Raw genomic sequence first — 19,915 nt, forward strand, 5'->3', positions numbered from 1 at the left:
GCCGACCGCCGACCGCGTCCACACGACCAGCACGACGGGCAGTGCGAGATAGCCGAACCGTCCGGCGGGGGCCAGCAGGAAGGCGAGGCACAGGCCGAGGGCGAGCCGGTCGGCGGCCGCCACCACGTCCGCCGGCGGACACCGCAGGAGCGACCACCCGACGCCCAGCGCCGCGCACACCATCAGTCCCACCGCCAGATACCAGCCGCCCGGCACCAGTTCGGCCAGCACATGGCCCGGAAACGGGCTGCGGGCCGGCGTCGCCACCTCGCCCCGCCCGGTGGGAAAGGCCAGGACCTGCTGGACCATGGCGCCGGGCGAGCGCAGCGCAGCCGGCAGGATCAGCACCACCGCACCGGCCACCGCGGCGCCCGCGCACCTGAGGGCCGCGCGCCTGCCGTGGCCATGGGCCAGCAGCGCCACCGCCACCGGAATCGCGGGCCACGCCGTCCATTTGAGAGCGCACGCCACCGCGAGCGCCATGCCCGCCACCGCCGTGCGGCCGCGCGCCGCGGCGGCCAGGGCCAGGCAGCACAGTCCGGTGAGCGGCAGGTCCACACCGCTCACACACAGCGGCAGCGCCACGACGGGCGAGGCAGCCAGCACCAGCGCGGCCCCGGCGTACCGCCGTCCGTCGTCGCCGCCGCCGCGCAGTATCCGCCGGCCCGCCCACAGGCAGCCGAAGAACGCCGCCGCACACCAGATGCGGGCGTCACCCAGGGGGTTCGATCCCAGGACCGCCCGGGGTATCCCGAACAGTGCCATGCCGGGCAGATACGGCGTGTAGTCCTCGACGTCCTGCGGGTGCGTCAGATACGGGGTGCCGTGCTCCAGCAACAGCACCCCGGACCGCTCGATCACCCCGACCTCACTCTGCGCCTGCCCGGTCAGCACCAGCCACAGGAGGGGTACGACGACGGAACCGACGAGCGCGAGCAGCGCGGGCGCCGCAGCGGGACCGGTGCGCGGCAGGCAGCGGGCGGCAACCGCCGCGCACAGAAAGCCGGCTGCGGCGCTCAGCCCCCACAGCCGGTGGGTTTCGAGGGAGGAGGCGAGCGGAAATACCGCGGCCCACACTGCGGCGGCGGACCACCCCAGGCACTGGACGGAACGAGAAGTACTCACCCTGCCATTGCAGTCGCGCGGCGGCCGCAGGTCATGACGGGTGGGTCGAGGCTTGGCGGTCGGGTTTTCCCCACCCTGACCCCCACCGCGACCGCGAGAGCCGGCCGCCACGCAGTCACCGTGCCGCGTCAGGCGGGCCCTGCGGAACGTCGAACGGCCCCGGTGCCCGAGCGCGCGGCTCGGGCACCGGGGCCGTCTCGCTGACGATGTATCAGAGGGCGCTGTTGTTGCAGCCCATCTTCGAGCCCAGCTGGGTGGGCTGCGCACCGGGGGCGCCCTCACCGTTGAGCGCATTGCCCAGCGTGCCGTTGAGCGCCCCGACCGCACCGAGAACGTCGATGTTCATGTCGTGCGACCTGCACGACGTGCCCTGCGTGACGTCGACGTCATGGGCACCCGCCTCACCGTGGGCGAAGGCGGTACCGGCACCGAGGGAGGCGAAGCTGCCGAGGACGGCGCCCACGACGGCAACCTTCTGGAGTTTACGCATTACTTCTCCGTTGAATTGAGCGGATGCGATCTGCAGCAGATCGACTTCTTACATGTGTGGGGAGGCGGATTGTTCGGTGCCCCACACCACTCGGCACGGCATCGACGGGCCCGTGTGGGCGGAGTGGCGCCCTGGGAATGTCGCAAAGTCCCGCCGGCCGCCCGGAGGACGGGCGCCCGGTTGTCCTGCCCCCGCGGAATCCCCGCTGTCACCGCACGGCGACAACGGGCCCGTCGGGACGGCCCGCCCTCTCCACCGAGCGTTCGTCGGCGGCCGGAACCGGCCCCACCTGCACCGTTGTTCCGGTGCGGAGGCGGGGCCGTCCCAGACCCTCCTCGAACGGTCAGGAAAGTCGGGGCAGGTCCAGCTGCCCCACCGGAGTCGCCGCGAGCCGGCCGAGCCCCACCGGCGAGACCTGCGGGACGCCCGGGGCGACCTGCGGGTTGACCAACGGGTTCACCTGCGGGTTCACCTGCGGGTTGACCTGCGGGGCCATCTGCGGGGCGGGCTGCGGAGCGAAGACCCGCGGGACGTCGACCTGCGGAGCCACCTGCGGGGCCACCTGCGGAACGACCTGCGGGGCGGCCTGCGGAGCCACCTGCGGAACGACCTGCGGAGCCGGCTGCGGCGGGGCCGCCTGCTGCGGAGCCGGCTGCGGAGCCGGCTGCGGCGGGGCGGCCTGCTGCGGGGCGGCCTGCTGGGAACCGGCCGGCGAGCTGGAGGCCTGCGCCGCACCCTGCGAAGAGGCCCACGCCGTGACCTGCGGAGCCGACTGCTGCGGAGCGGCCTGCTGCGGAGCCGGGGCGGGGGCGGGAGCCTGCGGAGCCATCTGCTGCGGAGCCGGGGCCGGAGCCGGCTGGGCCACCTGCTGCGGCGCCGGAGCCGGAGCCACCTGCTGCGGAGCAGGAGCCGGGGCGGGAGCCATCTGCTGCGGCGCCGGCGCCGGCTGGGCCACCTGCTGCGGCGCCGGAGCGGGAGCCATCTGCTGCGGAGCCGGGGCCGGGGCCGGCTGGGTCATCTGCTGCGGAGCGGCCTGTGGAGCCGCCTGATCCGGAACAGAAGCCGGAGCGGCACCGTTGTACCCGACGGGAGCGTCAGCATGGCTGACACCGGCACCGATAGCGGACAGCCCGCCGGCCGCTGCGACGACGAGCATGGCCTGGTGAAGCTTGCGCATGAAACCCTCGGCCCTTCATTACCTGTACTGGAAATCTGATTGCTTATTACGGTCTTGCGTGCGCTGAAATTGGCAATTCCTGGGTCTCACACCCTGCGCACCCCCGTGTCGAACCACAGTGGAAGCCGCCCACAGGCCCCCTGCGGAATTCACTGCGCTGCCCGGCCCCATCGCCTCTCCTCTGATCCGCGTCGGCCCCGGCGGCGGTCCACGGGCACATTCACTGTTCCCTCCCAGCGCGCAACGAGATTTCCGCTGGTCCGGTCACGGGAGACGCGGCGGGGTCACCCGTTTGCCACGGCACGGGACGCAACCCGTCGGCCGCTAGGTGGCCACAAGGGCACGCCGAATCACCCGCCTCGACCCCGGCCGAGCGTGCCGAGGGCACGGAACGAACTGACCTTTCCGGAAGGAAAGTTCGGGGCCTCACCGCCTCCCACGGACTCCCACACCTCGCGGTGAGTCCGTTTCCGACGGCGGCACAGCTCCCTGGAGAACACATGAGTGTGGAGCCCGATGGACATCGGGCTCCACACTCATGCAGGACGGAGCGGCAGCCGCGGACGGCTGTCGTCACCTACGTCTCAGTTGGCGACAGCGGCGCGACGGCCCCGGCGGTAGAGCATGAACCCACCGAACATGAGCCCGGCACTGGCCGGAATCGCGACACCCAGCCATTCCGAACCTGTTCGCGCCAGCTGGGGCTGGTGCTGAACGGGAGGCGCGGCACGGTGCGTGACCACCGGAGGCGCCGCCGGACGGTGCTGCTGCGGCGTCACGTGGTGGCGCTGCTGCGGCTTGTGTGCCTGCTGCGCGTGGTGGCGGTGGTGCCGCACGTGCTTCGGCTTGTCGACGTTGGCGCAGCGGTTGCCGAAGGCGGGGTTGAGCGCCCCGGCCACATCCACCGTGTTGCCACACACATTGACCGGCACATGCACCGGAACCTGCACCTGATTCCCGGAAAGGACGCCGGGCGAGCCAACGGCGGCCCCTTCGGCACCGGCATCGGCGAGGGCGGCGCCCGTACTCACGAGCAGCAGGCCGCTGGCGGCAGCCGAAGCGGCAATGACCTTCTTGATCACGTTACTCCTTCTTGGCAGTGCGGTCACAGCCGCGGACCGCACATGACTCAACGAGACCGAAGCGCACAGGCCACGAATTCTGCATTTCGATCACTCTTTCAGCCGGGCGCGTATTCGTATCCGGCTGACGAAAGAAGGTAATTCCGATTTTACGGAGAGATCTTCTCGGCGATTATCACTTCCGGACGGGGCCAGGACGGAGGTCATCTTGACGGTGCATCACCTGACGCCCCGTCCTTCCGTCGAGTGGCCTCAGGACACCCGACGACCCATCGACTCACCCGCCGCACCCGACGCACCGTCATGACTGCTTCCAGGCAAGCCCTTCCGACCCGTCTGCCGCGGTCGCGCGTCCTCCCTTTCCACCCACCCCCTGCGCCGGAGGCCGGCAGGCCGATTCCGACCAGGGGCGACAGGGTGCGACCGCGAACGCCCGGTCGCCGCGATCGAGCCGCACACAGGATCCGGTGCGTCGCGGACCATGAGCCGTCGACCCCCAGATGGCTGTCGCCGATGAGCGCTCCGAGATTTTTCGTATTAGCTTCGCGTCACAGTAAGAAGTTGATCTGTTACGGATCGCACTGGCTCAACAGATGGAGTAGAGATGCGCAAGCTTCGCAACGCTGCTGTCGTGGCCGCCGTTCTCGGTAGCGTCGGCTTCCTCGGCGCCGGCACCGCCAACGCCCACGGGGGCTTCGGTACGTGCAGGTCGCACGACCTCAACGTCGACATCCTTGGTGAGGTCGGAATCCTCAACGGCCTGCTGGGCAACGCGATCAACGGCGAGGGCAGTCCGGGCGGGCAGGCCACCCACGTGGGCTCGATCGTGGGCTGTGGCGGCGGCGGAGGGTTCTGACAGCCGGTCAGTCACGGTTGACCGAAATGGGCCTCGGTGCCCGAGCCACAGGCTCGGCGCCGGAGCCCATTTCGGCTTTCCAGGGCCCAGTGCCCCGGGCTCTGGCGCAGGCCGCTTCGCGACACCCCTCGCGCCACACGCCCGGCGCCCCTGGCTCGCGCTACGAAACTCCCCGACCTCGCGGGCACGCCGCAGTTGGCGTTCCGGTCACGACCGGGTGAGCGTCAAGGACCGATCAGCGGCAGCCGGCCGATGTGCACCGGGCCAACGTCGGAGGCCGCCTTCACGGGTACGCCCAGGACGCCGGCGAGGCCCGCGCTGGGGTCGTCGGCGTAGGCCGGGGCGGAGAGGGCCCCCGCGAGAGCAAGGGCTCCCAGAAGGGTGGCGAGTGCACGGCGCATAGCGGCTCCTGCTTCACTTCGTGTCGTTGGCATGCTGCTTGCGCGGGCCACACTCCCACCGGCGCCGGACCCGCTCCGGCGCCCACGCCAAGCGGTCACCTGATCGCGTGACTGCGAGAAACGCGCACGCCACGGGGCATGCCGACAGCCGGAAGGCACCACACGGGCAGGGTTGCCCTCACCGGGCGCCGGCGCCCGAGCACCTGACTCCCGGTCAGCCGAGAGGCGTGCGGGGGACGTCCGCTGACTGGTTGCACCGGCCCGGCGACGTCGCATATCCGTACGCCCGGCCATGCCCCACGCCGTGGCAAATGGGTGACCCCGCCCCGACTCCCGTGACCGGACCAGGAGAAATCTCGTTGCCCGCTGGGAGAGAACAGTAAAGGCGCCCGTGGACCACCGCCGGAAGTGCTTCTCCCTGACGCCGGGGGGCGGTCTGCGGTGAACACGCGTCAGCAATGCTGCCGGCGCGGATCGAAGGAGAGGCGATGGGACGGGGCAGCGCAGCGGATGCCGTCGCATGCCTGCGGGTGGCTTCCACTGTGGTTCGGCACGGGGGTACGCAGGAAGTGAAACCCCGGAATTACCACTTTTAGCGCACGCACGACCGTAATAAGCAATCAAATTTCCAGTAAAGGTAATGAAGGGCCGAGGGTTTCATGCGCAAGCTTCACCAAGCCATGCTCGTCATCGCAGCTGCCGGCGGGCTGTCCACCGCCGGTGCCGGCGCCAGCTTCGCCGACGCTCCCGTCGGGTACAACGGCGCCACTCCGGTTTCTGCTCCGGACCAGGCGAGCCCGCAGCAGGGCTCTCCCCAGACCACCGCTTGGACCGCTTCGCAGGCCACGGCGCACGCTTCCGGCTCACATGCCGCCCCGCAGCAGGCTCCTGCCCCGCAGGCCGCCGCCCCGCAGCAGACCGCCCCGCAGATCAACCCCCAGCTCAACCCTCAGCTGAACCCGCAGCTCTCTCCGCAGATCTCCCCGTCGACCGCTCCGCAGGGCGCTCCGCAGGGCCAGAACAACCTCTTCCGCCCGTACCAGGAGTGCAGCCCGCAGACGCTGCTCGACGCCAAGCTCCCGGTCGCGCTGCTCGCCAACTCCGAGACCAGGGGCTTCAGCTGCACCCAGGCCAACACCCAGGCCAACGCTTTCGCCACCGCCAGGTGAGGCCACCGAGGTAGCCGCCCTCGGGTGCGCCATGGGCCCTTCGAGGGGCATCCCTCGAAGGGCCCGGCCATGCCCGGGCCGACACAACAAGTGGACCCTGCGCAACGGCCGCGCCGATCCGGCCTCTCGATGCACCGATCCGCCCAGCGCGCACGGCAATTCCCGGACCGCCCCCGTCCGCGACACGTGGAGGCTCGGCGCGTCGCGGAGTGGTTTTCGGAAATTTCGCATTAGCCTGCCATAACTGTAAGGAGTCGATCACTTACAGATCGCAACGGTTCAATCCACCGGAGACGAAATGCGCAAGCTTCACAAGGCTGCCGTCGCGGCAGTCGCCCTCGGCAGCATCGGGTTCCTCGGCGCCGGCACCGCCTACGCCGACGGCGGGCACGGCGGCGGCGACTTCAAAATCGTCCAGAGCAGCCAGTGCAAGTCGCACGACCTGAACCTCGACGTCCTCGGCGAGGTCGGGATCCTCAACGGCCTGCTGGGCAACGCCCTCAACGGCGAAGGCAGCCCGGGCGCCCAGTCCACCCACCTGGGCTCGACGATGGGCTGCAACAACAGCGCCTTCTGATGCGCTGAGCAGTCAAACGAACAGCTGAAATGGGTCCCGGCACCGAGCTACACGCTCGGCGCCGGGGCCCATTTCTCTGTCTTCTTCAGGGCTCCGATTCCGATGGCGAATCGACTGACGGATACATGGGGCAGGGACCACCCTCCGTCTCAAGTGCCTTGCTCTCCAGCCACGTTGTCTCTGCCGAATGCGGCGTCCAGCCGATGTGACGCGCGGTTGTTCCGCGGGTTGGCATATGCCCGCCGCCGGCTTGTCGAGCAGCCGGTGAAACGCCTCCGGCCGGCGGAGCGTACGGCGAGAACGGTCTGCTGAGCGTCCGCGGATGGGGTGGGGGCCTCGCAGCAGCCGAAAGGCGTACGAGGCACGGGCCGAGGACGATGTGAGCCGACAGCGTCAAGGACGTGGCGGCCCGAACATTCGCCGACTTCAAAGTGAACGCAGCCCCGTTGAGCCATCCCGCCTGGCGGCCGCACACCATCGGCGCTCTCGCGTCGCGGTCAAGCGCCCTCGTCGGCGACAGTCAACCGTCGCCCCCGGCCGGCCCCCTCCCCGCCCACCGCGCAGCTGCCGCCGTCATCGGTCACGACCACCGGCTCGGCACGGCCCAAGGTCACCGAACGAGAGGCCAACAGCGCATCCACGCAGCGCGAGCCTCCTCACCACCTCGATGACGATGCCGCGCTCTTGCCGGGCAGGACGCTCCGGCGCGGGGCGTTGAGGGACGAGTCCGCACGACCAGAGTAGGCGCCGAGGCCGCGTAGGTCGTGGAGATGGCGCCTGGCGTCGACCCATACATTGCCAGGACGCGAGTTCCGAGCAGAGGCCGCGGCACCCCTGCATTCGCAGGGTCGCCGCAACGCTGCCGGCGCCATGCTGCATTGCGCGGAGTGGCCTCTCGTCCGAGTGTTTCCGGTTCGAGCAGGCCCAGTTCGGCGGCCCGGAGAAGGTGGACCAGGGAAGGTGCGCCAGGGAACGGACTTCCACGAGTTCATTCTTCGCCTTCGACCAGCGGGCGTGATCAGCCTGCGTATGCCGTTGCCTCAAGCCTCAAGCCTCAAGCCTCAAGGCATGCCCGCATCCGCCAACAACGGGTGCCGGTAACCGATTTCCGGCCCGGTGCTTGGCTTGGGCCGCCTTTCGCCGGCAAGACCACACGAGGTCAGCGGTGTTGCGACGAGCACCGCGGCCCAAGCGTCGTCACCGGTCCGTACGGCGAGGCCGTACGCAATGTCTGCGGTGTGGACGCGGGATCCCTTCAGGAAAAGCCCGGTTGTCGGACAAAAGGCCGTCGATCGACCTCTCGGGGAATCTCCGTTCCCGCAGATGCCGCGCGACGTCAACCTTCTGGGCGGCCGCCTCGCTGCCTTCGCAGGCTCGGAGCGCGAGTTGTACCCGGGGCGACTCTTCATCCGGTTCCAGGTAGGGCCGTTGAGGCCGAGCGCTTGCGCCCGTTGCGGCCGCTCAACGCCGTACCCCGCTCGGCGCGCGAGGGATTTTCGGGCGCATCGGTTCACGATGGTCACGGATTTCGGCGCGTCGCAAGGTGGTTGGGGGAACTTCGTATTACTGTCCCGTAACTGTACGAAGTCGATCCATCACAGATCGCGACCGTTCAATCGACCGGAGATGAAATGCGCAAGCTTTGCAAGGCTGCCGTCGTGGCTGCCGCCCTCGGCAGCGTCGGCCTCCTCGGTGTCGGCACGGCCTACGCCGGTGGCCCCTTTGGCGGCGAGTCAGGCGGCGCCGAGTTCACCATCAAGCAGAGCACCTCCTGCACCTCGCACGACACGAACCTCGACGTCCTCGGCGAGGTCGGCATCGCCAACGGCCTCGGCGGCAACCTGCTCAACGGTGAGGGCTCCCCGGGTGCGCAGTCCACCCACCTGGGCTCGACCATGGGCTGCAACAACAGCGCCCTGGGCAAGTAAAAGAAACTGAGCCCCGGTGTCCTGGCTACGGGGAGCCAGGCACCGGGGCTCGCTTTTTGCCTTCTTCGGGATCGGGCGCCGACCTCCTCCCGATCCTCAGGCGGAAGAATCCGCCATCTCCGGCCCGACGGTGGGCCTTCCCCTCCCGGAGCCCTCCGAGCACCTGCCGCGTCGCCGGTGGGGGTGTCGTGGCCCCTCACCAGGGCCGAGGAGGCAGCCGTACGGGGGCCGCTGGTTGCTCCTGGACACAGCCGGTCGATGCTGCCGCGGTCGACCGCTGACGGGGAGCAGCGGAGCCGATTAGGTACCGGCAACATCAGGACGGCCCAACGCGTCTTCTCAGAACGGGACCTGCGTCCCACTGGATGCTGGGGGCTTCGCTCACAGGTCCGCAAGACGTCCGGTGATCTTCTCCCGGACACGGGTCCGGGGGAACGGCTCCGCGGTTTCCACCGCACCCCGAGCATGCGTAGTGCCGATCACGGCCCACGCCGCCCGGGCCGGCGCAGCGGCGTGCTCGGTCCTGTCCATGGCCATGAGCAGGCTCGGCATGAACCACCGCGATGCCGCAGGTGGGCGACCCGTCGCGGAGCTGGCCCACGTGTCCACGTGGTGCTCGCGGCCGTGGCCGCACCGGATCTCCTGAGAGGGTCGTCCACCGGGCGATGAACAGGCCCTGCGCCGAGGGTCCGTCCATCGCAGCAGAGGTTGCCACGAGGTCGAGAAGGCCAGTTGGTCGCGGAGTCGGCGCTCGTGGTGCGGGCCGGGCCTGCGGTCCCCAGGGTCCCAGGCGGGTCCGCCCTTCGGCTGTCGTGAACGCCGGCCGCAGGGACGGTGACGGCCTGGGGCCGGCGTTCACGCACGTCGGGACCTGCTCGGCGGAGTTTTGGGCGGAGCGGGCACGCCCGACTCCCTCTCGTCCCGGCTTTCGTGGAACAGGCGGCCGTCCGCCAGGAGGTGCCCCTGCCTCTGCCGCAGGGGCAGCGCGGCGTCGATGTGCCCTGCCCCCGTGTCCTGCTGTGCGAGCTCCTCGACGGAGGTGTGCGCGTCGACTGGGAACGGTCGATCGCGGGAGATCTGTCCCCCATAGCACTTCCGGAGTGCGCGGACGCGTCGTCACGGGCGGAACCGTCACGAATGATCGGCGCGGTGCTCGCTCACCGATGCGCGGGCCGGTCCGCATCCCCGTGGAGCCGAAGTACGGCTCGGGGTCGGGCCGGCCCGGTCATCCGCCGTTCGCGTATCAGAACTTGATACGGGGCGGCTTGAAGCCCTTGGGCAGGTGCGCCCTGTTGGAGCAGTTCACGACGGGCCCGATCCTCGTGGACCCGTTGTTCAGCAGACCTGCTTCGGGCCACACCACGCGCTGCCGGGTGGCCGCCGAGCAGTCCCTCTTCTGCTTGATCACATACATGCCGTTCTTGCTCTTGTAGACGGTATCGCTCTTATGAATGCAGACGGTGTTGCCCAGGTGGGATTGGCGGCAGCCACCCGCGTGTCCTCCGGCGTTCGCCTCGGTGGCGCCGACGCAGGTCATCATGGCGAGTCCGCCCAGGAGCCCCGAGACGGCTGCGATCTTCTTCCGACTGAACATGTGCCGCATTCCTTTGTGATCGATGCCCGGGCGCCGCACACCGCGAAGCGGTCCGCGCCCGGGCTCTGAAGAGAGTCGAAAACGGGCCCCGGCGCCCGGCCACAGCGGCCAAGGGCGCAGGGGCTCGTTTCAGTTAGTGCTTGGCCGCGACGTTGTTGCAGCCCATGCGCGAGCCCTGGCTGGTGCCCTGCGCGCCCGGCTTGCCTTCACCGTTGAGCGCGTTGCCCAGCAGGCCGTTCACGAGCCCGACCTGGCCGAGGATGTTGACGTTCATGTCGTGCGACTTGCACTGGGTGTGCTGGCGGATGTCGATCTTCTTGTGCTTGTGGTGACCCGAGTAGGACTGCGGAGCGGGCTGCGCAGCGACCGCCTGCGGAGCCGGCTGCGGAGCCACGGCCTGCGGAGCGGGCTGGGGGGCGGCGACAGCCTGCGGCGCCGGCTGCGGAGCGACAGCCTGCGGAGCGGGCTGGGGAGCGGGCTGGGGGGCGACAGCCTGCGGGGCGGGCTGCGGAGCCATGGCCTGCGGAGCCGGCTGCGGAGCCATGGCCTGCGGAGCGGGCTGCGGGGCGGCAGCCTGCGGGGCGGGCTGCGGAGCCACGGCCTGCGGAGCCGCGTGCTCGTGGGCGCCGCCGTACTGGCCGCCCTGTGCAGTGGCACCAGCGGCCGACTGCGAGGTGGCCCAGGCGGTGGCCTGCGGACCGTACGAGCCGCCCTGGAGCCCGGGGGCGTCGGCGAAGCTGGTGCCGGCACCAAAGCTGGCCAAACCGGCGACTGCTGCGACGACGATCGTGACCTGTTGCAGTTTGCGCATGGAACTTTCGACCCTTCATTACCTGTGCGTGGAGCCTGAAGTGACTACTCATTGTGAGCTTATACACACCAAAAGTAGCCACCTTGGGATTTCGCTCTGCTAAGCCCCGTGTCGGCCCACGGCGAAAACCCCTACGGGCTCGCGGCGGCACTCATTCCGTCGCTCTCCGACACTCATCGGAACCGACGGCGACCCTTTTCGCTTTTCCTATAACCGCACCCCAGAAGGCGACTTCCGGGCCGCCATCCCGTGTTGGGCGGACGGACGCGGCGGCCGGCCGGACAACCTGCGCGGCGCGAGCCGCATCACGTGGTGCGGAGCAGGACCGGCGCTTGACCGGGCGTGGGCGAGGAGGGCTCATGCGACTGCCGGGCGCGCCACGCGGGCCGAATTCCCCGGCCGGCACCCGCAGATGACTCATGCATCACTCTCCCCGGAGTCGTGGAGAGCGCGGCTGGGCCGCGGGCCGACCCGGCGCCAGGGATGGCCGTTGACTCCGATGCCTGCCCGGCGCTCCTGCACCGCCCTCTCCATGAGAGCAACGAACCCTCCCCCCAGGCGGGTCACGGGAGCCGAGGCGCGGTCACCCATTTGCCAACCAGCGCGCATCGTTGGGGGCGTTGGTGAGGTTTCGTCCTCGTCCTCGGAAGTGACGCTGCGGCCTCGGAGGCTGCATGGAGAGCACGAAGGGACGGCTCCGTCGACGGGGTCGGGCCGGCTTCCCGCGGCGCCGCGCAGGCGGCACCCGGCCGGCAACCCTCGGGGAGTGCTTCGGGGCTCTCATGTCCAGGGACATGGCGCGCAGTTGACGGCCGGGACGGAGCACGGCAGCACGGCAGCCTGGAGAAGTTCCCGTTGTGCGGGATGGCTGGAGCGGCGCCTGCGGGGCTCCGGAAATGCCGAGCTGGGCTCAACGCGCGTCGGCCGTTCGCCACTTGGGAGCGGCTCTGAGGGCCTTCGTCCGCAAGTGGAAGGGGAGGGGAATCGGCTGGCGGTTGAGCCCGCTCGGCGCCGGCCGCATCACGCCGGCCGGGGTGGGGCCGAACCTCGGCCGGCCGCGGCCGACGAGGTGTGTCCGAGATTGCTCGGCACGCCGCGCAGGCCACCCGGCCCGGGCAAGATCCGTCGCAGACTCGTGGAACAACTGCTGGGGCTCGTTATCCCATGCCGGGCGACCGGAAGCCCTGGGGCGTCGGTGCCGTGTTGGAGCAGTTCAGGGCGGGGCCGATCTGGGTGGTTCCCGGGTTCAACAGGCCGCCTGCGGGCAACGAGACAGGCTTCGTGCCCAGGCAGTTCTGCGTCTGGTTGACGACGTACCTGCCGTCATCGCTGCTGTAGCCGGTGTTCCCCTGCATGCAGGAGATGTTGCCCTGGCTGTCGGGGGCGCAGGTGCCCGTGGAGCCTACGGCGAACGCCTGGGTGGCGCCGGCGCAGGTCATCATGGCGAGTCCGCCCAGGAGCCCCGAGACGGCTGCGATCTTCTTCCGACTGAACATGTGCCGCATTCCTTTGTGATCGACGCCCGGGCGCCGCACACCGCGAAGCGGTCCGCGCCCGGGCTCTGAAGAGAGTCGAAAACGGGCCCCGGCGCCCGGCCACAGCGGCCGGGACACCGGGGCCCATCTCCCTTACCTGCTGAAGGCGCTGTTACTGCAGCCCATGCCCGAGCCGATCGGGGTGGCCTGCGCACCGGGGTTGCCCTCGCCGTTGATCGCGTTGCCCAGCAGACCGTTGAGGACACCGACCTCGCCGAGGACGTCGACGTTCAGGTCGTGCGACCGGCACTCGGAGCCCTGAGCGATGCCGAAGTGGCCACCTCCGTGACCGCCGTCGGCGATGGCGGTACCGGCGCCGAGGAAGCCGACGCTGCCAAGGGCGACTGCCACGACGGCAGCCTTACAAAGCTTGCGCATTTCATCTCCGGTAGTTTGAGCGGGTTTGCGTACGATTGACGTGATTCGTACAGTTACAGAAAAGTAATGCGAAATTCCTGCAACCGCTCAGCGACGCGCCGGAATTCATGACCGGCGCGCGGGCGCCACCCGAAAGCTGCCGCACCCCCGGCCAATTCAGGCCGGTGACAGGCCGAAGGAGAGCGCGGCCCACGACGAACCGCCCGTTCGGTCGCGCCGCACACGGCCCATTCGTCCTACCGCATGCTCGCGGGCCTTCGAGGGGGTGGCCCTCGAAGGCCCGCGACGAGCTTCCCGAACAGCGATCCCGGGCGGCCCTACCTGGTGAAGGCGTGGTTGAACTGGCCGCAGGTGGTGCCCCAGGTCTCGGGGACGGCGAGCACGCCGATAGGGAGGTTGGTGTCGGCCACCGTCTGGGGACTGCACTCCTGATACGGACGGAAGAGGCCGTTGTGTCGCGGGCCGGAACCGTCGTGGGCGTAGGCGGTGCCTGCGCCGGCACCGATGGCGGACAGGCCGCCGGCCGCTGCGGCGGCGACGATCACAACCTGCTGAAGCTTGCGCATGGAACCCTCGGTCCTTCATTACCTGTACATAGAGGCCTGATTGCCTACTGTGATGGAGAAAACACTAGCAGTAGTCGCCAAGGGGGTTCTGCACCACTGTGCCCCCGTGTTGGGCCGTGGAGCGGCCTCGCGCAAGGGCTGCAAAGGGGTCTTTCGCAGGGCTTCGGCGGCGCTCGCCGCTCTGCCGCGCGCACCGGGATGCCATGGGGGCCGGGGTGGCGATCCGGTCAGCCTTTTGAGGGTTGGCCGTTGACGGGGGTGATGACGCGGCGCCCTTCGCCGGGCCGGACATCGTCGCGACGACGAAGGCGTCGCCCGGTCGGTGGCGACGCCGTTGCCCGTCGTCGGCCGGGCCGGGCCTCCCGGCCGACGGCGCCACGTTGGCTTAGCATGGTGGGGTTCTTTCTGGCGAGAGAACGTCGACGGCCAGCGCGTTGTTGCCCTTCCGCGCTGGCCGTCACTGCTGGGACGCCGGTGGGGATCCCGCCGGTGCCGTCACCGCACGCGGTGGGGGCGGGTGGGCGCCGGCCCGCGTGCTCAGGGCCTGAGCCACCAGCGTTCGCTCTCCCAGGACAGCGCCTCCCAAAGGCGGTTGAGCGGGTGGGTGGGACCGTAGGAGCCCCGCTCGCCCCGCCGGGTGAAGACGCCGACCAGCACCTCGGTCCTGGGCCCCACCTCCCCGACGATGTCCAGCGTGCGCAGCCCGCCGGCCTCGGGGAGCCGGCCGTCGGCGGCGGCCTCGCCGATGCCGCGGGTGACCAGCATCGCGCCGCTGACCACCCCCGAGCGCAGCAGCTCGAAGCCGTAGTGCGCGGCCTCTATCTCCGCGGCGACGGTCAGCTTCTGACGGAAGTCGGGGCCGTACCAGGACGTCAGGAAGCGGCCTATCAGGCCGCGTGCGGAGATCACCAGCGGCAGCGCGGGCAGGTCCCGGGCACCGAAGGAGGGCCCGGGGAGGCGTTCGGGCGGCAGATTGGTCAGCAGGGACAGGCCGCTGCGCCGCCACTCCATGACCTCGTACGGCGCGAGCTGTTCCGCCTCCTGGCCCTCCGTCACCACGACGCTGCCGCAGACCACGTCCAGTTCCTTGGCACGCAGTTTGGTGAGCACGTCTCCGGTGCGTACGTGGGTGACCTTGAGTTCGACGTTGTCGCGCTCGTACTCCTCGCTGACGTGTTCCACGGCGTCCAGCAGGAAGCCGAGGGTGTAGCGGGTGGTGCCGACGGACAGCGTCCGGCCCAGGCGGCGGCGGGCGTCGTGCACACCGTCCGACCAGTCGCCGAGGGTGCGTCGCGCCAGCGAGACGAGCGTCTCGCCGGTGGCGGTGAACAGGGCGTTGCGGCCCCGCCCCTGTTTGAGCACCAGTTCCTCGCCGCACAGGGCGGCGAAGGTGCGGTTCATCGTGTCCAGCTGCTTTTGCACGCTGGACTGTTCGCGGCCCAGTCGGCGGGCGGCGCCCAGCGCGGTGCCTTCCTCCCGGACCGTGATCAACGTGCGCAGCTGGTCCATGGTCATATCGAGCAGCTCCGGCGGATACCGCTGCGGACCTTCTAAGGCCATGCGCCCCTTCTCGCTTTCCCGCTCCCCTTTAATTCACGGCTGTGCAGCATAGCCCTTGTTCAAAGCTGATCCCGAGGTCGGCCGGGATTATCTGGGGATTATTTCCGGAAAATGCTGGATGCGTTCCCGGTACCCATGCAAAGGTCAAGCCAATCCAGGTCAACCCTTCATCTCTGCAAGGAGAGTTGAGCTCGTGAGCCATCACCAGGTCGCGCCGCCGCAGAGCGGTTCCGTACCGACGGGCCAGGCGGTCGAACGGCCCGGCACCCTCACCGCCATGCCGGCCATTTCGGTGCTTTCCGCGGTGTCGGCCTTTGTCGGCGCGATCCTCGTATTCGCCGGAGGAAAGGACCTCGCCGTCCAGAATCTCAAGGACGCTCTCGCGGAGCATCCGGACCTGGCGGGACTGCCCGCGGGTGGTTCGGCGGATATCAAGGGACTGCCGGGACCGCTGTGGGAGTCGCTCGTCGACGCGCGGTACGACTCCCTGGTGGCCCGTGCGGTATTCGCCCTCGTCCTCGGCGTCTGTGTGCTCGTCTTCGGCCTGTGCGCCCGGAGCGGGGCCACCTGGGCCCGCGTTCTCCTCACCATTTCCGCCGTGGTGGCGTTGTTGCCCCATGTCCTCATCGCCGGTGACTACGAACCGACTTCCGTCATGCTGACGAGCCTGCTGGCGATGGCCACCGCGCTCGCGGCGATCGTGGTCGGCTGGTTGCCGCCCAACGGCCGCTATGCCAAGCAGCTGCGGCAGGGCAAGGCGGGCGCGCCCGCCCTCTAGCCGGTACGGCGCAGCAGGCCCCGGGCGGTTGCCCGGGGCCTGCTGCGCCGCGTCGTCTCCTGGTGGAGAGCCCGCCGCCGGCGTTACCGGTGGGCGGGGAACTCCACGACCTGCTGGTAGGTCGGACGGTTCTGCCAGCTGATGGTGTCGTGGGTCAGGCCGCCCACCGCGCGGTGGATGATGGCGTCCGCGCACCACTGGTCGCCGGCCTTGCAGCTGTCGTCGCCCGGGTAGACCTGCTCGGCCGTCTTCGCGTCGGCCTGCCGCAGGGTGTCCAGCAGGGTGTCACGGCAGGCCGACAGATCGCCGTTGCCGCAGTACTGCTGGGCGAGCGGGCCCTCGACCTTGTCGCCGAGCACCGTGCGCAGGTCCTTGTCGGCGTAGCTCCACCAGCCGTACTGGAAGGCCGATCCGGCGTGCGCCCCGGTGGGGCCGTGGCCGGCCGACGGGGACTCGTCGGTGGCCAGGTTGGCGGTCAGGGCGTTGTAGAGATCGCCGCCCAGGCCCGGCTTGAAGGTCGCGTCGATCATCTGCGGCCACCAGGCGTCCATCAGCCGTACGGCGTCGGAGTGGGCGTAGGTGTGGGAGCCGGCGGAGGTCTCGCGGCGCTGTGCGCCGTCCTTGCGCCACGCCTCCAGCTGCTGCACGGCCTTCTTCAGCGCGGGGTCGGTGACGGGCTTGCTGTTCAGGACCCGCAGCAGCTCGGGCAGTACGTCCTCGCCGCGCAGATCGGTGACGGCGGCCTCGGACATCGCCCGGGTGAGCGAGGCCCGGGTCACGCCGCCTTCCTCGGCGAGCGCGCGGACCCGGTCGTCCAGCAGATTCGCGCGGTGCACCGAGCCGTTGCCGAAGCCGGCCGAGTCGTAGTCCTCGGCCTGCTTGTTGTTCCAGGAGACGTAGTAGTCCTGGTTGACGGACTGCGGGTGCTGGGCGGGCGGGGTGTAGTCGGTGGCGTTGGTGGCGGGGTCGTAGCCCTTCCAGGCGTAGGCCGGGTCCGCCTTGATGGGCAGCGCCGGATCGACGTCCGGGTTGCGCACCGGGTTGAGGCCGCTGTTGTAGTACGCGATGTCACGGGAGTCGGCGTAGAACCAGTTGAAGGCGTAGCCGATGTGCGCGGCGGCCTTCTTGAAGGTCGCGGCGTCGCGTACGTACGACGGGTCGTTGAGCATCTGGAAGCCGATGATGGAGTCGGCCTCGTGCCGGTAGGTGGTGCGCAGGGCCGTATAGGCGACGGGCCTGCCCTTGACGGTGGCGCGATGGGTGACGATCCCCCACTTGGTGCGGAAGACCTGCATCCGGTACGAGCCGGCCGCCGTCGGGTCGGCGATGGTGGGCTTCCAGGAGTTGGTCCGCTCCAGCTTCTCCATGGGGACGCAGGCGCCCTTGTAGCGGTAGGAGGTGGAGTCCTTGGTGGGCTCGGAGCCGTCCGCGTTGCACAGGTCGACGGCGTAGGTGTCGGTGATGTCCTGGCCCGCCGAGGTGGCGCTCCAGGCGTAGTCCTGGCCGCGGCCGAGCTGGACGTACATGCCGACGCCCGCGAAGGAGGCGCCGCGGGCACTGATGCCCGGCCCCTGGATCTCCTGGAGCATCAGCAGCTGAGGCGCGAAGTAGCCGGTCTGCGGGCCGAAGACGGCGACCGGGTTGCCGCCGGCGGTGTGCTTTCCGGAGACCAGCAGGGCATTCGACATGCCCCGGTGCTGGGTCGGGTCGAAGCTCCCCTTGGGCAGCACCCCGTCCTTGAAGAGGCCCTCCAGCTTCCGGTACTTCTTCGGGGCCTTGACCGGGTCCTGCGGGGCCTTGCCGCCCTTGGCGGTGGCCGCGCCGTCGCGCTCGACGACCAGCGGCTCGGGGGTGACCGAGCCGCGGTCTGGCAGCGCGGTGCCCTCGGCCTTGTCCGGCTTGACGGCGTACGGGAAGCTCTGGCCGTCGTGCAGGGTCTTGGCGGCCTCGGGATCGTTGCGCTCGCGGAAGGACTCCCAGACCTTGGTGCCCTTCTCGACACCGTACTTCTGCTGGGCGGAGAGCAGCGCGAGGGCCGAGTTGACCTCGCCGCCGCCGCCGTTGCCGAAGAGTCCGCCGACCACGGAGGCCAGCGCTATCAGGTCGGTGAGCTTGAACGGCTTGATCTCACCGGCGTTGGTGATCGCGTCGACGTGCCCGGTCAGGACATACTCACCGGGGAAGTAACGGCCGCTCTTGGACTGTTCGCGGTAGGCGTTGATGCCGTCGACGTACGCCTGTGCGTCCTCCATCGCCTGCTTGCCGCGCGCCCCGTTGTTCTCCCGGATGGCGTCGACCTGTTCCTGGAGGTCCTTCTCGGTGTACGGCGCGGTCGGGAAGAACTGCTGCTCCAGGCCCTGGTTGGCGGGTGCGCCGCCCGCGAAGGAGGTGAGCTCGCCGCGCCCGATGTGGCGGAAGAGGTCCATCAGCCAGAGCCTGTCCTGCCCCGCGGCGTATCCGGCGCCGTATTCGGTGCCGTAGCGGGTGGTTCCCTTGATGTGCGGGACGCCGGTCGCCTTGTCGCGGGTGATGGTCACGTCGTCGCGCGGGGTGGAGACCTTGCCGACCTGGTCCTTGCCGACGCCGAAGGAGGCGTCGTTGAAGAAGTCGGTGAGCGTGTCGTCGGTGAGCGACTGGTAGCCGCTCGCCAGTGCGCCGTACGGGCCCAACTGGTCCGTGGAGTGGGCGGGATGGGTGCCGAACAGCTTGTTGCCGAGGATCTCCATCAGGGTCGCGTTGCCGGTGGCGCCGGGCGGCAGGATGTCGGCGCACTGCCCCTGGCAGTAGTCGTTGGCGTCGTTCGGCGCGGCCGCGGCCGCGCCGGGGGGTGGGGCCAAGAGCGTGGCGCCCAAGGCGAACAGGGCCGCCGCTGCGGCGGCCCTGAGCCTTCCGGTACGTCGTAGCATTCCTGCTCCTCGAAGGGGGGCCCGCTGCTCTCCAAGAGCTCGGGGGAGGGTGGGCGGGACGTTACCGGCGGTTACTCGCCACCGGAAGATGAACAACAGTCACCTTTTCGAATTCCCCACAGAAGATCGGCCGTCGACGGGTATCGAGAGCGGATCGACTCGCACGAAGATTCGATGGATCCAGGTGGAGATCGGTTACGTCCCTCCTCTGTCCAGTCGGGTCCTCCCCACGGAGGTGGGATGAAATTGGCCGGTTTCAGAGCTCTCGCAGAACAGGTCCGCAATCCACGGCTCGTGGCCGCTCAGCGCCGAACGGCGCTGCGCAAATGCCTGGAACGCTTCGCCCCGTACGGGCATCGGGCGACCTGGCACCATCTGTGCACCCGCGTCGGCATCGCGGCCCAGGACCGCGACCCCGACCCCGAGCGGCTGGTGGCCGCGCTGGCCGAACTGGAGGAGGCCCGCGCCCTCTGGCTGGCGTACGAGAAGGAGTTCGCCGCCCGGCGCCGGAGGGAGAAGCACGACGGCATCCGGCAGCCGAGCGCGATCGACGACTGGCACCGGCGCACCTGGGGCGGCTGTGACATCGTGCCGTGCGAGTCACCGCAGCGGCACCCCGCGGCCCGGCTCGCCGTGGTGCTGCACAGCATGATCGCGGCGATGGAGTCGGGACGACCGCGCCGGGACTGCCCGGTGTGCGGCGGGACGCGCTTCGCCTGGCTCCCGGAGACCGCGGACTGCCCGGTCTCCGGGCCCGCCTGCCGCGAGTGCGGCGTGGTGCCCCCGGTGTCCGTCCTGACCTCCGAGGCGCTGACGGCCGCGGGCCGCCGGCTCGGCGGGGCGGGGGCCTTCGCGGCGGCCTGAAGCACGGAAGCCGGCGGCGGCCCGGACGGGGGGCTGGGAGGCGGCCGCCGCCGACCGCGCGGACGGGGGCGGTGGCCGATGTTCGGGCGCGCCGCCGGTCCCCCTGCCATCATCGGGA

Annotated in this window: 16 protein-coding genes and 2 pseudogenes; 6 read left to right on the forward strand and 12 right to left on the reverse strand. The window is 69.9% G+C overall.

From position 1 onward, the window contains the following. Positions 1-78 precede the first annotated feature (78 nt). From ACGFML_RS08635 to ACGFML_RS08650, 4 genes and pseudogenes are all read right to left on the reverse strand, one after another. A pseudogene (locus ACGFML_RS08635) lies at positions 79-1,419 on the reverse strand (glycosyltransferase family 87 protein); the annotation flags it as partial. After that, complete coding sequence (locus ACGFML_RS08640; RefSeq protein WP_393541415.1) at positions 1,337-1,615, reverse strand: hypothetical protein; 279 nt, start codon at positions 1,613-1,615, stop codon at positions 1,337-1,339. The gene ACGFML_RS08640 and the pseudogene ACGFML_RS08635, both read right to left, overlap by 83 nt. A 343-nt stretch (positions 1,616-1,958) precedes the next feature. Continuing rightward, complete coding sequence (locus ACGFML_RS08645) at positions 1,959-2,633, reverse strand: hypothetical protein (RefSeq protein ID WP_393541417.1); 675 nt, start codon at positions 2,631-2,633, stop codon at positions 1,959-1,961. A gap of 1,013 nt (positions 2,634-3,646) precedes the next feature. Further along, positions 3,647-3,874, reverse strand: a pseudogene (locus ACGFML_RS08650) (chaplin); the annotation flags it as partial. 604 nt (positions 3,875-4,478) lie between these two features. On the opposite strand from ACGFML_RS08650, the gene ACGFML_RS08655 reads away from it, so the two are divergent. Next, on the forward strand, positions 4,479-4,730 hold the full coding sequence (locus tag ACGFML_RS08655) for a hypothetical protein (protein ID WP_393541419.1): 252 nt from the start codon (positions 4,479-4,481) through the stop codon (positions 4,728-4,730). Between the two features lie 224 nt (positions 4,731-4,954). Here ACGFML_RS08655 and ACGFML_RS08660 read toward each other — a convergent pair whose 3' ends face one another. Then, positions 4,955-5,131: a hypothetical protein gene (locus ACGFML_RS08660; protein WP_393541421.1), complete on the reverse strand. Its 177-nt coding sequence runs from the start codon at positions 5,129-5,131 to the stop codon at positions 4,955-4,957. A gap of 659 nt (positions 5,132-5,790) precedes the next feature. On the opposite strand from ACGFML_RS08660, the gene ACGFML_RS08665 reads away from it, so the two are divergent. The 3 genes from ACGFML_RS08665 to ACGFML_RS08675 all read left to right on the forward strand — a co-directional run bounded on the left by ACGFML_RS08665 (position 5,791) and on the right by ACGFML_RS08675 (position 8,805). After that, on the forward strand, positions 5,791-6,300 hold the full coding sequence (locus tag ACGFML_RS08665) for a hypothetical protein (RefSeq protein ID WP_393541423.1): 510 nt from the start codon (positions 5,791-5,793) through the stop codon (positions 6,298-6,300). Positions 6,301-6,598: 298 nt separating this feature from the next. Then, positions 6,599-6,877, forward strand: coding sequence for a hypothetical protein (locus ACGFML_RS08670; protein ID WP_393541425.1), 279 nt, complete (start codon positions 6,599-6,601; stop codon positions 6,875-6,877). Positions 6,878-8,508: 1,631 nt separating this feature from the next. Then, positions 8,509-8,805, forward strand: a complete 297-nt coding sequence (locus tag ACGFML_RS08675; RefSeq protein WP_393541427.1) for a hypothetical protein — start codon at positions 8,509-8,511, stop codon at positions 8,803-8,805. A gap of 1,243 nt (positions 8,806-10,048) precedes the next feature. On the opposite strand, the gene ACGFML_RS08680 is transcribed toward ACGFML_RS08675, so the two are convergent. From ACGFML_RS08680 to ACGFML_RS08705, 6 genes are all read right to left on the reverse strand, one after another. Then, entirely contained in the window at positions 10,049-10,399 is a 351-nt protein-coding gene (locus ACGFML_RS08680) for a hypothetical protein (RefSeq protein WP_393541428.1), read from the reverse strand. 133 nt (positions 10,400-10,532) lie between these two features. Beyond that, positions 10,533-11,210 carry a hypothetical protein gene (locus ACGFML_RS08685; RefSeq protein ID WP_393541692.1) on the reverse strand — a complete coding sequence of 226 codons (678 nt, stop codon included), beginning with the start codon at positions 11,208-11,210 and terminating at the stop codon, positions 10,533-10,535. A 1,157-nt stretch (positions 11,211-12,367) separates the two neighbouring features. Beyond that, positions 12,368-12,706, reverse strand: a complete 339-nt coding sequence (locus ACGFML_RS08690; protein ID WP_393541430.1) for a hypothetical protein — start codon at positions 12,704-12,706, stop codon at positions 12,368-12,370. Positions 12,707-12,838: 132 nt separating this feature from the next. Beyond that, positions 12,839-13,123: a hypothetical protein gene (locus ACGFML_RS08695; RefSeq protein WP_393541432.1), complete on the reverse strand. Its 285-nt coding sequence runs from the start codon at positions 13,121-13,123 to the stop codon at positions 12,839-12,841. 317 nt (positions 13,124-13,440) lie between these two features. Continuing rightward, entirely contained in the window at positions 13,441-13,689 is a 249-nt protein-coding gene (locus tag ACGFML_RS08700) for a hypothetical protein (RefSeq protein WP_393541434.1), read from the reverse strand. A 537-nt stretch (positions 13,690-14,226) separates the two neighbouring features. Then, positions 14,227-15,249 carry a LysR family transcriptional regulator gene (locus ACGFML_RS08705; protein ID WP_393541436.1) on the reverse strand — a complete coding sequence of 341 codons (1,023 nt, stop codon included), beginning with the start codon at positions 15,247-15,249 and terminating at the stop codon, positions 14,227-14,229. Positions 15,250-15,442: 193 nt separating this feature from the next. Here ACGFML_RS08705 and ACGFML_RS08710 point away from each other — a divergent pair, with 193 nt between their 5' ends. Continuing rightward, complete coding sequence (locus ACGFML_RS08710) at positions 15,443-16,027, forward strand: hypothetical protein (protein ID WP_393541438.1); 585 nt, start codon at positions 15,443-15,445, stop codon at positions 16,025-16,027. Between the two features lie 83 nt (positions 16,028-16,110). Here the strand turns inward: ACGFML_RS08710 and ACGFML_RS08715 are convergent, their stop codons facing one another. Then, entirely contained in the window at positions 16,111-18,933 is a 2,823-nt protein-coding gene (locus ACGFML_RS08715) for a penicillin acylase family protein (RefSeq protein ID WP_393541439.1), read from the reverse strand. A 246-nt stretch (positions 18,934-19,179) separates the two neighbouring features. Between ACGFML_RS08715 and ACGFML_RS08720 the strand changes: the two genes are divergently transcribed. Further along, on the forward strand, positions 19,180-19,797 hold the full coding sequence (locus tag ACGFML_RS08720) for a hypothetical protein (RefSeq protein WP_393541441.1): 618 nt from the start codon (positions 19,180-19,182) through the stop codon (positions 19,795-19,797). The last annotated feature ends 118 nt before the right edge of the window (positions 19,798-19,915 follow it).

The sequence above is a fragment of the Streptomyces sp. NPDC048650 genome, from assembly GCF_043199095.1.
Classification (GTDB): domain Bacteria; phylum Actinomycetota; class Actinomycetes; order Streptomycetales; family Streptomycetaceae; genus Streptomyces.